This window comes from Synechococcus sp. FACHB-909, from assembly GCF_014698945.1.
Lineage (GTDB): Bacteria > Cyanobacteriota > Cyanobacteriia > PCC-6307 > Cyanobiaceae > Cyanobium.
In genome coordinates, this window is the sequence record NZ_JACJTY010000004.1 from 136,947 (window position 1) to 149,342 (window position 12,396).

The window sequence follows — 12,396 nt, forward strand, 5'->3', positions numbered from 1 at the left end:
TTGCTCGTCACAGGTGGCGGTTCTCGCTCCTCCTGGGCAGGAGCCGTTCCAGCAGGGCGGGCAGCCTGTCGAGAAGTTCGTGCTTGAGCACGTAGTCGTCGGCTCCGGCCTCCTGGGCCTGGCGGCGCCGTTCCGGGTCATTCAGGGAGGTGAAGATGACCACCGGCACGGTGCAGCCCCGGCTGCGCAGGTCCCCCAGGCATTCGATGCCGTCGCAGTCGTGCATCTGCACGTCGAGGAAGACGAGATCGATCCCCCCCTCGGCCAGCCTCGTCTCAAGGTCATGGCCGTTGGTCAGTGCCACCACCTCGCAGCCGGAGTCCGCCAGCTCCTCGGCCACCATGGCCCGGATGTTGGGGTCATCGTCGACGATCGAGACGGTGGGCCGAGCGGCGACTGCCTCGTCGGAGGCTGTCCCGACCTGGGTGGCGATCGGGACGATCGCCTGCTGTACCGAACGTCCCTGGAGGGGGAGGGGGGAGTTCATCGCACCTGGAACCTCGCCTCATCTTGCCGCGATCCGGGCCGATCGGCAGCGCCGGGACCGGGCCGGAGCCTGCGGTCAGACCGCCACCGGCTGGGGACAGAGTTCGCCGTAGAGCCGCTCCAGCGCGTCGATGTTGCCGGTGAGGGTGTAGCGCTCCAGGGCCCTCTGGCGGGCCCGGCGCCCCAGCTCCGCCGTGAGCACGGGTTGGTCGCGCAGCACCGGCAGCAGGGTGCGCAGCTGGGTGGTGACGCCCTGGGTGCTGATCACGATGCCGGCCCCCCCCTCCAGCACCTCTCCGTCGGCTCCGGCATCGGTGGCCACGCAGGCGGTGCCGCAGGCCATGGCCTCCAGCAGGGCCAGGGAGAGCCCCTCCACCAGGGAGGGCAGCAGGAACACCTCGGCGAGCTGCAGGAGCGCCACCCGGCGGGCCCGGCTGGCCTCGTAGCCCCACCAGATCACATCAGGCTCCGTGCCGCTCTGCAGCGAGGAGCGCAGCGGCCCGTCCCCCACGATCACCAGCACGCATCCCTGGGGGCGCACCAGCCGCCAGGCCTTCAGCAGCGCCTCGACGTTCTTCTCGGTGGCCACCCGCCCCATGTAGAGGAAGACGCGGCGGCCGCCCACCCTGAGCCGCAGCTGGGCCAGATCGGATTCGCCGCCTGGGGCGGCCGGCGCCCAGGTGTCGGTGTCGACCCCGTTGGGGATCACCGCCAGCCGCTCGCGCCGCACCCCCAGGCGCACCAGCACCTCGGCCTGCAGCTCGGAGAACACGATCACCCGGTCGAACTTCGCCAGGGAGGGGGCGTAGAGCTGGTAGGTGAGCTGCTGGGTGCCGGCGGTGAGGTTGCGCAGACCGGCGTCGAAGGGGGGATGGAAGGTGGCGACAAGGGGCAGACCCAGCTGCTGGCAGAGGTCGGGCAGGCGGAAGTCGAGGGGGGAGAGGGTGAGGCTGGCGTGCACCAGATCGGGTCGCAGCCGCTCCAGGGACTCCCGCAACTCCCGCTGGGCCCCCGGGGAGGGGATGGTGTACATCTGCGACTTCACCAGGTAGGGCAGGGCCACCTCGGGGTTGGCCTCCGGCCCGTCCGGCGGATCGAGCTCGCCTGCCCCCGCTTCCGGCCGTCCCAGGGAGGGGGTGGGGGTGTCGAAGTGAATGAAGCTCACCGCGTGGCCGCGCTGCCGCAGGGCTTCGGTGGTGCTGAGGCCGTAGGTGACGTTGCCGCAGAACGGAGACTTCTTGCCCAGCCAGGCAATGTGCATCACCTGTATGGCCCCACGCAACAGCGGAATTTAGCAGCGCTGCGAAGGCCCTCAGCTGCTGCGACAGGGGCGGGCCGCTCAGCTGCTGCGCCAGGGGCGTTCGCTCAGGGCGGCGACGGCGGCGATGGCGGCCAGCCCCCAGAGCACAGGCAGCAGCCCGTAGCGGCTCACCACGGTGCCCGCCAGCACCAGGGGCAGGCTGAGGGCGATGTTGATCAGGTTGTTCTGCAGGCCGAACACCCGGCCGCGCTGGTTTTCCGGGGTGTCCTCCTGGATCGTGGTCTGGGCGGGGATCGCCAGCAGGGCCGCACCCACCCCCAGCAGGCCGCAGAGCAGCAGGGTGAAGACGAGGTTGCCCCGCAGCTGGCCCAGCAGCACCAGGCACCAGGCGATGGTCCCGAGCCCCGCACTGGCCAGCCCCCGGCGGCTGAAGCGTTCCCCCAGCTGGGCCATGGCCAGGGCCCCCAGGGCCAGTCCCACCCCGCTCATCGCCAGCAGCACGCCGAAGCGGGTGGGACCGAGCCCGCCGATCGCCGCCGCCAGGCTGATCGCCAGCACGTAGAGGGCCGCCAGCAGGCTGTAGAGCAGCACCAGCTGGATCATGGCGCTGCGCACCTTGGGTCGCTCCCGCAGCACCTGCACCCCTTCGCCGATCTCCTCCCAGACGGAGATGGAGCGAGGCTCCCGCGGCGGTTCCTGGATCTCGATCCCGGCGATGGCCAAGGCCGCGGCGCCGTAGCAGAGCGGCAGCAAGACGAATTCTCCGCCCGGGATGCCCACCTGGGCCAGCAGGGTGCGCAGCAGCCGCAGGATCGGATCGCCGAGGGCGAAACCCACGATCGTGGCGGCCATGCTGGTGGCCTGGTAGACCGAATTGGCGGCGAGCAGCTGGGGATAGCTCACCAGCAGGGGAATGGCCGCCTGCTCGGCCGGCGCGAAGAACTGGGTGAGCACCGACTCGAAGAAGGTCATGGCCACCAGGGCCCAGTAGCCCCAGCTCAGCCCCAGCCACATCGGCCCCGGCAGCAGGCACAGGGGGGCCAGCATCACCAGGCCGGCCCGCAGGCCGTTGGAGGCCACCATCACGGTGCGCTTCGGCCAGCGGTCGGCCCAGACGCCCGCCACCGTCCCCAGCAGCATCGCCGGCACGGTGTTGGCCACGTAGATGCCGGTGGCCAGCAGGGTGATCATCTGGGCCCGGGTCTCGAAGCTCATCCGGAAGGCGGCGGCCGCCTCGGCGAGGGCCGCGTTGTTCTGCGGCGTGTCCGTCACCCAGTACTGGGCGATCAGGAACACCATCAGCACGATGTAGAACTTGTCCGCCAGCTGGGAGAACACCTGGCCGATCCAGAGGCGCCGGAATCCCGGCAGGGCCAGGACGGCGGCCAGTCCCCTCTCGGTCTTGCCGCTCGGGCTCATGCTGGCTCGGACGGATGGGAGGGCATGGGGTCGCAGGCGGTCCGCAGCAGTCTGAAGGCTCGCGGTCGCTGACCGAGATGCTCGCCGCACCAGGCCTCCACCAGATCCAGCAGGTGCAGCCACACCGCTTCCGGTCCCATCAGCTGGCCGTCACGGCGGCGCGGTGGGGCGGGGCGTGTCAGCCGCTGCAGCAGGGCCAGTTCGGAAGGGTTGAGCATCACCCTGGCCCCCGGGATCGCTCCGATCGCCAGCCCCTCGCTGGGCAGCAGGCTGCAGCGCCAGGACCAGTCCCCGATCGGCGGCACCAGCGCGGCGCCGCTGCGGACGCAGTGCTGCAGGGGCAGGGCGAAGCCCCCCAGGGCCAGCAGGTGGATGCTGCCCTGCACGGCCACCGCCAGGGCCTCCACCCGCTCGGACCGTTCCGTCACCACCGCCTCCAGGCGCCCCAGCTGGAGCAGCAGGTCGGCGAGCACCCCCGGGGCGGGCGTCTCGGCGGGCACGAGCTTGAGGCAGAGCTCGGCCAGGGCCTGGGCCGCGGCCAGGGTCTCCAGGCGCTGGGCCAGGCCGCTGTAGTTGCGAAGCACCCGCAGCTGCCGGACCCGCCGCAGGCCGCCGCGGCCCCCCACCTGCAGGACCAGATGGGCCAGGGGCACCGCCGCCGCCAGGCTGCTCTTCGGCCGTCGCGCCCCCGGCACCGCCAGCCGGGTGAGCCCTTCGGCCTCGCTCAGCAGGGTGAGCAGCCGGTCGTGCTCCCCCAGGGGACGGCAGGTGAGGGCCAGGCCCTCCAGGTGCTGTTCAGGCACCGGCGCGCAGCGCCTGCATCAGGGCCACGCCCCGGCTCGTGCCCAGCCGGCCGGCACCGGCCGCCACCAGGGCCAGTGCCTGGTCGAGATCGGCGATGCCACCGGCGGCCTTCACCGCCGCCCGGCCCCTGGCCAGGGCCACCAGCCGGGCCACCTGCTCCGGGGTCACCGCTGGGCCGAAGCCGCTGCCGGTCTTGAGATGGCGCACCCCGGCATCGATGCTGATCTCCACCAGCAGCTCCAGGGCCTCGGGGTCGAGGCGGCCCATCTCCAGGATCACCTTGACCGGCAGGCCGAGGTCGGTGATGGCCGCCAGATCGTCGAGCACGGCGGTGCCGTCGCCATCGGCCAGGGCCCCGAAATCGGGCACCACGTCCAGCTCGTCGGCACCGGCGGCGGCGGCCCACTCCGCCTCGGCCCGCTTGATCGCCGCCGGGATGGCCCCGAAGGGGAAACCCACCACGGCGACCAGCTTCACCGCCCCGTCGACCGGCAGCCGCTCACGGGCCACCGGCAGCCAGCGGGAGGCCAGGCACACCCCGGCGAAGCCGAAGTGGCGGGCCTCATCGCAGTAGCGGAGGATGGCCTCCCGGCCCTGGTGGGGGTCCAGGAGGGCGTGGTCGATCAGGGGGGCGAGGTCGGGCCGTTCGGGCTCCCGCTCAGGTGTCACGGGCCTGGATGACGCCGAATCCGCCATGGTTGCGGCGGTAGACCACCTGGATCTGGCCCGTGGCCGCGTCCCGGAACACGTAGAAATCGTGATCGATCACATCCAGCTGATGCAGGGCCTCCTCCAGGTCCATCGCCGGCATGGCGAAGTACTTGCGGCGCACGCCGCGGTGGGGCACGGCGGGCTCGAGGCCATCGGTGAGGGAGCCCCCGGGGTCGGGCAGCGTGGCAGCCCCGGCTTCCTCGGCCGCGGCGGAGCGGTGCACCGGGCCCTGGGTGCGCTCCTGGAGACGGTCCTTGTAGCGGGTCAGCTGGCGGCTCAGCTTGGTGGCCACCAGATCGATGCTGGCGTAGAGGTTCTCGCTGCGTTCCTGGGCCCGGATCACCACCCCGTTGGCGAAGACCGTGACTTCCGCCGTCTGCTGCGGCACACGGGGATTGCGGGCCACCGACAGATGCACGTCGGCTTCCTTGACGATGCCATCGAAGTGGCTGATGGCGCGATTGAGCTTGGCTTCGGTGTACTCCCTGATCGCCGGTGTGACGTCGAGATTGCGGCCGTGGATCAGCAGTTTCATTCGGGTGCCTGCCTCCAGAGGAATTCTGGCTCTGGGACAACCTCAAGCTAGGAACGCTGTTGCATGGCCCCCAACACTCCCGCAATTCTTTTTGAAGCCCCGGCTCCGGTGCCCTTCCCGCTGGCCTGGGAGTGGCAGCGCCAACTGCAGCGGCGCCGGCTCGACGATCCCGCCGTGCCCGACGCCCTGCTGCTGCTCCAGCACACCCCCTGCTACACCCTGGGCCGGGGGGCCAGCCTGGAGCACCTCGGCTTCGATCCGGCCGATCCGCCCCTGCCGCTGCACCGCATCGACCGCGGCGGCGAGGTGACCCACCACCTGCCCGGCCAGCTGGTGCTCTACCCGGTGCTCGATCTCCAGCGCCACGGCGGCGACCTGCACCTCTATCTGCGGGCCCTCGAGGACGTGGTGCTGGCGGTGCTGCAGGAGCTGGGGTTGGAGGGGGAGCGCATCGAGGGGCTCACCGGGGTCTGGCTGGAGGGCCGCAAGCTGGCGGCGATCGGGGTCGGCGCCCGGCGCTGGATCAGCCAGCACGGCCTGGCGCTGAATGTCGACTGCTCCCTGGAGGGCTTCGGCGCGATCGTTCCGTGCGGGCTCAGCGACCGGCCGGTGGGACGGCTGGTGGACTGGCAGCCCTGCCTCACCCCCGAGCAGGTGGCGCCGCTGCTGCTGGCGGCCTTCGCCCGCCGCTTCGGACTGACCCTGCGGCCGCCGGGGCCACAGGAGGGACTGGCTGGCCTGGGGGAGGGGGGAGACCGGTCGGGACTGGGAGAATCCTGATTTCCCGTTGCTCCACACCGGCCGCCCATGAACGCCAGAGCCGAGATCCACTGGGGCGGCAGCCCACGGGACCGCCGTGCCCTTGAAGGTCGCGCTGACTGGAGCTGGCTCGAGGGGCTTGAGGGCCTCTGGCCGGAACTGGAGCGGCTGCATGGCCCCCGGGTGGCCCTGGAAGCCCCCCACGGCCGCCATCCGGAGACGCTCCGCTACGACGAGCTGCGCCAGGCGATCGACCGGGCGGCGACGGCCTTCGCCGATCTGGGGGTAGGGCCCGGCGATGTGGTGGCCCTGTTCGCGGAGAACGGTCCCCGCTGGCTGGTGGCCGACCAGGGGCTGATGCGGGCGGGGGCGGCCGACGCGGTGCGCGGCAGCGCGGCGCCGGCCGAGGAGCTGCGCTACATCCTCGAGGACGCCGGCGCGGTGGGGGCGGTGCTGGAGTCGGCCGCCCTGCTGGAGCGGCTGGCCCTCGACGGGCCGGCCCTGCAGCGGCTGCGCTTCATCGTGCTGCTGGAGGGGGAGGCCCCGGCCGTTCCCCTGCCGCTGCCCTGCCTCACCTGGGACGACCTGCTGAAGCGCGGCGCCGCCAGCCCCCTGCCGCCCGTCCCCACGGGAGGGCCCGGGCGGCTGGCCACGCTTCTGTACACCTCCGGCACCACCGGCCAGCCCAAGGGGGTGCCCCTCAGCCACGCCAACGTCCTGCACCAGCTGGGCGCCCTGGGGGTGGCGGTGTCGCCGAGCCCCGGCGATCACGTGCTGTCGGTGCTGCCGATCTGGCATGCCTACGAGCGCACCGCCGAGTACTTCCTGCTCAGCTGCGGCTGCCGCCAGACCTACACCACCCTCAAGCAGCTGCGTTCCGACCTGCAGAAGGTCCGGCCCCAGTACCTGATCAGCGTGCCGCGGCTGTGGGAGGCCCTGCTCTCGGGCTTCGAGGATGCCCTGGCCGCCATGCCCGCCTCCCGCCAGCGCCTGCTGCGCCGGGCCCTCGCCGTCAGCCGGGCCTTCCACCGGCGGCGGCGGGTGGCCCTCGATCTCACCCTGAAGCAGGAAACAGCGGCCGACCGGCTTCTGGCCGCCGGCGGCGCCCTGCTGCTCTGGCCGCTGCATGGGGCGGCCGGCGCCCTGCTGTGGCCGAAGGTGCGCGGCCAGCTGGTGGGCGGTCGGCTGCGCACCGCCATCAGCGGCGGCGGGGCCCTGGCCATCCACGTGGACGGCTTCTTTGAGGCCGTCGGCATCGAGCTGCTGGTGGGGTACGGCCTCACCGAGACCAGCCCGGTGCTCGCCTGCCGCCGGCCCTGGAGCAACCGCCGCGGCAGCGCCGGCCAGCCCCTGCCGGACACCGCCCTGAAGGTGGTGGATCCCGTCACCAGGGCCTCGCTCCCGGTGGGCGAGCGGGGGCTGGTGCTGGCCAGGGGGCCCCAGGTGATGGGGGGCTACCACAACAAGCCCGAAGCCACGGCGAAGGTGCTGGATGGCGAGGGCTGGTTCGACACCGGCGATCTGGGCCTGCTGCTGGCCGATGGAACCCTGGTGCTGACCGGCCGCGCCAAGGACACGATCGTGCTCAGCAGTGGCGAGAACATCGAGCCCGGCCCCCTGGAGGAGGCCCTGGTGGCCTCGCCGCTGGTGGAGCAGGTGATGCTGGTGGGCCAGGACCGCAAGCAGCTCGGGGCCCTGGTGGTGCCGAAGGCGGAGGTGCTGCAGGCGTTCGCCGCCGAGGCCAATCTCCCCTGCCCTGAGCCCGGGGAGCCCGGTGCCGGCGCCGATCCCGCCCTGCTGCGGGCCCTCTGCCGCGAGTGCAACCGCCTGCTGGCGGCCCGGCCGGGCTCCCGGGCCGACGAGCGCCTCGGCGGCGTGGCCCTGGTGGAGCCCTTCAGCATCGACAACGGCCTGCTCACCCAGACCCTCAAGCAACGCCGCGATCGGATCGCCGAGCGGGACCGCGGCGCCATCGCCGCGCTCTACGGCGAGAGCTGACCCCATGGTTGACCGGATCCCCCGTCGCCTGACAGCCTGTGCCCTGCACCTGAAGTCCCATGGCCGACGGCAACAGCCTCAACATCAAGCGATCGATCACGGTGCGTGCCGTGGTGACGCCGCGCTGGAAGGAGGATGCCGAGCGGGAGCTCAGCAATGCGCTCACCAATTTCGACCAGCAGCTGGCCCAGCTGGAGCAAGAGGGGCAGCGGCTGGTCGATGAGATCCGTCGTCAAAGCGCCAATCCCCTCGATCCCCGCGTGCAGGAACAGGTGGGTTCGGTGCAGCAGCAGGTGGTGGCCAAGCGCGCCGAGTTCGAGGAGCAGAAGCGCCAGGTGCTCGACCAGCAGCGCCAGGTGCGGGAGCTGGAGATGGAGCAGGTGGTGGAGCAGGGCCAGATCGAGAGCTTCTGCGACGTCCAGGTGGGCGACAACCTGGTGCAGAAGCTGCAGGTGGCGGTGCTGGTGCGGGATGGGGTGATTGAGGCGATCGAGGGGGGCTGATCCTTCCGCCACCTAAAATCCCCCCCATCACAGAGGCAGTCCCCCGTTGGCCACCCACGAAATCTTCATGCCGGCCCTCAGCTCCACCATGACGGAGGGCAAGATCGTGGAGTGGCTCAAGAAACCCGGTGAGCGGGTCGAGCGGGGCGAGTCGGTGCTCGTGGTCGAGTCCGACAAGGCGGACATGGATGTGGAGGCCTTCCAGGAGGGGTTCCTGGCGGCCGTGCTGATGGAGGCGGGCAGCACCGCCCCGGTGGGTGAAACGATCGGCCTGATCGTGGAAACCGAAGCGGAGATCGCGGCGGCCAAGGCAGCAGCCCCGGCCCCTGCCGCGGCTGCACCCACCCCTGCAGCGGCCGCACCAGCACCCGCTCCAGCTGCTGCGGCCCCCACCCCAGCCGCGCCCGCCCCGGCGCCGGTGGCGGTTCCTGCCGCCGCCAGCGACGGCCGGGTGGTGGCCACCCCCCGGGCCCGCAAGCTGGCGGCCCAGCTCGGTGTGGCCCTGGCCTCCGTTCGGGGCAGCGGCCCCAACGGCCGGATCCAGGCCGAGGACGTGGAGCAGGCCACCGGCCAGCCCGTCAGCGTGCCGCGGGTGGCCGAAGGCACCGCTCCGGCCATGGCCGCCCCGGCCGGCAATGGAGCAGCGGCCGCCCCTGCAGCCCCCGCCGGTCAGTCCTTCGGCCGTGCCGGGGAGACGGTGGCCTTCAACACCCTGCAGCAGGCGGTCGTCCGCAACATGAACGCCAGCCTGGCGGTCCCCTGCTTCCACGTCGGCTACACGATCACCACCGACCGGCTCGACGCCTTCTACAAGCAGGTGAAGGCCAAGGGCGTCACCATGACGGCCCTGCTGGCCAAGGCCGTGGGCGTCACCCTGGCCCGCCATCCCCAGGTGAATGCCTCCGCCAGCGACGCCGGCATGGCCTACCCCGCCTCCGTCAACGTGGCCGTGGCCGTGGCCATGGATGACGGCGGCCTGATCACGCCGGTGCTGGCTGCCGCCGACCGCACCGACCTCTATTCCCTCTCGCGCAACTGGGCCGATCTGGTCGCCCGCTCCCGCTCCAAGCAGCTCAAGCCGGAGGAGTACACCACCGGCACCTTCACCCTCTCCAACCTGGGCATGTTCGGGGTCGATCGCTTCGACGCGATCCTGCCCCCGGGCACCGGCGCCATCCTGGCGGTTGCCGCTTCCCGGCCCGTCGTCGCGGCCCTCAAGGACGGTTCGATCGCGGTGCGGCGCCAGATGCAGGTGAACCTCACCGCCGATCACCGCGTCATCTACGGCACCCATGCCGCCGCCTTCCTCAAGGATCTCGCCGACCTGATCGAGAACCGGCCCGAAAGCCTGGCCCTCTAGGACATCTCCCTTCCGCGTGGTCACCCCCGCCGTGCCGGATCCCGCCGACCTGCGCCTGTCGAGCTACGACTTCGCCCTGCCGCAGGAGCGGATCGCCCAGCGGCCGGTGGAGCCCCGGCACGCCGCCCGGCTGCTGGTGGTGGACCCGGCGGGGGCCGGGCCTGCCCCCCAGGCCCGCCACCTCAGCGCCTGGGATCTGCAGCACGAGCTCAGGCCCGGCGACCTGCTGGTGGTGAACGACACCCGGGTGCTGCGGGCCCGGCTGGAGGCACGGCGGCCCGGCGGCGGTGCGGTGGAGCTGCTGGTGCTCGAGCCCTGGCCGGGCGGGGCGGGGCAGTGGCTGTGCCTGGCGCGGCCCGCCAAGAAGCTGCGGCCCGGTGACCGCCTGGAGGTGGTAGCCGAGGGCCAGCCGCCCCTGATGGTTGCGGTGGTGGGCAGCGATCCCTCCACCGGCGGCCGCATCGTGCAGTTCCCGCCGGACTGCGCCGATGCGGCCGCCCTCGAGCCCCTGCTGGTGCAGTACGGCGCCATCCCCCTGCCGCCCTACATCCACGAACACGACGCCAGCGACAACGAGCGCTACCAGACCCGCTATGCCGCCCGTCCCGGCGCCGTGGCCGCCCCCACCGCCGGCCTGCACCTCAGCGACGAGCTGCTCTCTGCGATCAGGGGGCGTGGTGTCGGGGTGGCCACCACCACCCTGCACGTGGGCCTGGGCACGTTCCGGCCGATCGAAACGGAAGACCTCAGCGCTCTGGAGCTCCACAGCGAATGGGTGGACGTGAGCCCGGCGCTGGTGGAGGCGGTGGCGGCCTGCCGGGCAGCCGGAGGCCGGGTGATCGCCATCGGCACCACCTCGGTGCGCAGCCTGGAGGCCGTGGCCCAGCTGCACGGCGGCGAGCTCCGCCCCCACACCGGCCCGGTGAACCTGGTGATCCAGCCCGGCTACCGCTTCGCCGTGGTGCAGGGCCTGCTCACCAACTTCCACCTGCCGAAGAGCTCGCTGCTGCTGCTGGTGAGTGCCCTGATCGGCCGCGAGCGCCTGCTGGCTCTCTACGCCGAGGCGATCGAGCGCCAGTACCGCTTCTTCTCCTACGGCGATGCCATGTGGATCGCGCCGGAGGCGGTGCTGCCAGGGGCCAGGCCAGCCTGAAAAAAAAGCCCCCGGGGATCCCCGGGGGCTGGTGGTTGGCGCCGAAGCCTGATCAGGCGGCGGCCAGGTTCGCGGCCACGAAGTCCCAGTTGACCAGCTTGTCGAGGTAGGTGGTCATGTAGTCGGGACGGCGGTTCTGGTAGTCGAGGTAGTAGGCGTGCTCCCAGACATCCATGGTGAGCAGGGCCTTCTGCCCATGGGCCAGGGGCAGATCGGCGTTGGCGGTCTTGGTGATCTTCAGGGTGCCGCCATCGAGCACCAGCCAGGCCCAGCCGCTACCGAACTGGGTGGCACCGGCCGCCTTGAACTGCTCCACGAAGGCGTCGAAGCTGCCGAAGTCGGCGGCGATCTTCTCGGCCAGGGCGCCGGTGGGGGCGCCGCCGCCACCGGGCTTGATGCACTGCCAGTAGAAGCTGTGGTTCCAGACCTGGGCGGCGTTGTTGAACACGCCCGCCTTGGAGGCATCACCGGCGACGGCCAGGATCACCTCTTCGAGGCTCTTGCCCTCGAGCTCGCCACCCTCGATCAGCTTGTTGAGGTTGGTGACGTAGGCGGCGTGGTGCTTGCCGTGGTGGAACTCGAGGGTCTGCCGGGAAATGTGGGGCTCGAGTGCGTCGAGGCCGTAGGGCAGTTCGGGCAGCTGGTGAGCCATGGGAGAGGGTTGGGGTTACGCGGCATTGTAACGATCGTCACCCGAATCCAGGCTGCCCGGGGCAGGGGGTCAGCCCTTGATCTCCAGCAGTTCCACCTCGAACACCAGGGTGGCGTTGGGGGGAATCACGCCACCGGCGCCACGCTCGCCGTAGGCCAGATCGGGGGGGATGACCAGCTTGCGCTTGCCGCCCACCTTCATGCCGGCGACGCCCTCGTCCCAGCCCCGGATCACCCGGCCGGCGCCGAGGGGGAAGGAGAAGGGGCCGCGGCCGTAGCTGCTGTCGAACTCCTTGCCGTTGGTGAGGGTGCCGCGGTAGTTGACCACCACGGTCTGGCCGCTTTTGGCCTCGGCGCCTTCGCCCAGGGCCAGGTCGGTGATGCGCAGGCCGCTGGGGGTGGTGCGTTCGGTGGGGGAGACGAGCTCGCCTCCCAGGGCCGCGGCCCCACTGGAGGCCAGATCGGCGCTGGAGGAATCGGGAGCCATGGTGAACAGGGTGGGGTTGGGGACGTCGGGGTCGAGTTCAAGCGGGGCCGCCACGGCCTGCTTCGCCGCCGGTGCGGGGTTGGCCTGCGGCGCGGTGGCGGGGCCGGAACGGGCCAGGGCCTGCTGGACGCCGGTCTCGGCGGGGGCCGGTGCGGCGGCCTCCACCTGGGAGGGCGACACCAGCTGGCTGACGAAGGCCAGCATCAGACAGGCCACGCAGACGAACGAACTGATCAGGATGTCGCGCATGCGGAAGGACCCGGATGGGG

The 12,396-nt window shown here is 71.8% G+C and carries 13 protein-coding genes; 5 read left to right on the top strand and 8 right to left on the bottom strand.

What is annotated here, in order from left to right; genetic code table 11:
- Window positions 1-7: 7 nt before the first annotated feature.
- The 6 genes from H6G99_RS08410 to hpf form a co-directional block, all read right to left on the bottom strand.
- Window positions 8-487: a response regulator transcription factor gene (locus tag H6G99_RS08410; RefSeq protein WP_190611008.1), complete on the bottom strand. Its 480-nt coding sequence runs from the start codon at window positions 485-487 to the stop codon at window positions 8-10.
- 75 nt (window positions 488-562) lie between these two features.
- Window positions 563-1,750 carry a glycosyltransferase family 4 protein gene (locus tag H6G99_RS08415; protein WP_094585418.1) on the bottom strand — a complete coding sequence of 396 codons (1,188 nt, stop codon included), beginning with the start codon at window positions 1,748-1,750 and terminating at the stop codon, window positions 563-565.
- 75 nt (window positions 1,751-1,825) lie between these two features.
- On the bottom strand, window positions 1,826-3,166 hold the full coding sequence (locus tag H6G99_RS08420; RefSeq protein ID WP_094585419.1) for an MFS transporter: 1,341 nt from the start codon (window positions 3,164-3,166) through the stop codon (window positions 1,826-1,828).
- Window positions 3,163-3,969 carry a DNA repair protein RecO gene (gene recO, locus H6G99_RS08425; protein ID WP_190611009.1) on the bottom strand — a complete coding sequence of 269 codons (807 nt, stop codon included), beginning with the start codon at window positions 3,967-3,969 and terminating at the stop codon, window positions 3,163-3,165. The genes H6G99_RS08420 and recO overlap by 4 nt, the downstream gene beginning before the upstream one ends.
- On the bottom strand, window positions 3,962-4,666 hold the full coding sequence (deoC, locus tag H6G99_RS08430) for a deoxyribose-phosphate aldolase (RefSeq protein ID WP_190611011.1): 705 nt from the start codon (window positions 4,664-4,666) through the stop codon (window positions 3,962-3,964). The genes recO and deoC overlap by 8 nt, the downstream gene beginning before the upstream one ends.
- Window positions 4,629-5,216 carry a ribosome hibernation-promoting factor, HPF/YfiA family gene (gene hpf, locus H6G99_RS08435; protein ID WP_094585422.1) on the bottom strand — a complete coding sequence of 196 codons (588 nt, stop codon included), beginning with the start codon at window positions 5,214-5,216 and terminating at the stop codon, window positions 4,629-4,631. The genes deoC and hpf overlap by 38 nt, the downstream gene beginning before the upstream one ends.
- 63 nt (window positions 5,217-5,279) lie before the next feature.
- Here hpf and lipB point away from each other — a divergent pair, with 63 nt between their 5' ends.
- The 5 genes from lipB to queA are packed head-to-tail and all read left to right on the top strand — an operon-like array spanning window position 5,280 to window position 10,989.
- Window positions 5,280-5,996 carry a lipoyl(octanoyl) transferase LipB gene (gene lipB, locus H6G99_RS08440; RefSeq protein ID WP_190611012.1) on the top strand — a complete coding sequence of 239 codons (717 nt, stop codon included), beginning with the start codon at window positions 5,280-5,282 and terminating at the stop codon, window positions 5,994-5,996.
- Window positions 5,997-6,023: 27 nt separating this feature from the next.
- The gene (locus H6G99_RS08445) at window positions 6,024-7,973 is read left to right on the top strand and encodes an AMP-binding protein (RefSeq protein WP_190611013.1); all 1,950 of its coding nucleotides are present in this window, start codon (window positions 6,024-6,026) and stop codon (window positions 7,971-7,973) included.
- A 59-nt stretch (window positions 7,974-8,032) separates the two neighbouring features.
- Window positions 8,033-8,476: a YlqD family protein gene (locus H6G99_RS08450; RefSeq protein ID WP_190611014.1), complete on the top strand. Its 444-nt coding sequence runs from the start codon at window positions 8,033-8,035 to the stop codon at window positions 8,474-8,476.
- A 46-nt stretch (window positions 8,477-8,522) separates the two neighbouring features.
- Window positions 8,523-9,836: a dihydrolipoamide acetyltransferase family protein gene (locus H6G99_RS08455; RefSeq protein ID WP_190611016.1), complete on the top strand. Its 1,314-nt coding sequence runs from the start codon at window positions 8,523-8,525 to the stop codon at window positions 9,834-9,836.
- Between the two features lie 31 nt (window positions 9,837-9,867).
- Window positions 9,868-10,989, top strand: a complete 1,122-nt coding sequence (gene queA, locus H6G99_RS08460) for a tRNA preQ1(34) S-adenosylmethionine ribosyltransferase-isomerase QueA (RefSeq protein WP_190611145.1) — start codon at window positions 9,868-9,870, stop codon at window positions 10,987-10,989.
- A gap of 52 nt (window positions 10,990-11,041) precedes the next feature.
- Here the strand turns inward: queA and H6G99_RS08465 are convergent, their stop codons facing one another.
- On the bottom strand, window positions 11,042-11,641 hold the full coding sequence (locus tag H6G99_RS08465; protein ID WP_094585426.1) for a superoxide dismutase: 600 nt from the start codon (window positions 11,639-11,641) through the stop codon (window positions 11,042-11,044).
- Window positions 11,642-11,710: 69 nt separating this feature from the next.
- Complete coding sequence (locus H6G99_RS08470; protein ID WP_190611017.1) at window positions 11,711-12,376, bottom strand: FKBP-type peptidyl-prolyl cis-trans isomerase; 666 nt, start codon at window positions 12,374-12,376, stop codon at window positions 11,711-11,713.
- Between the last annotated feature and the right edge of the window lie 20 nt (window positions 12,377-12,396).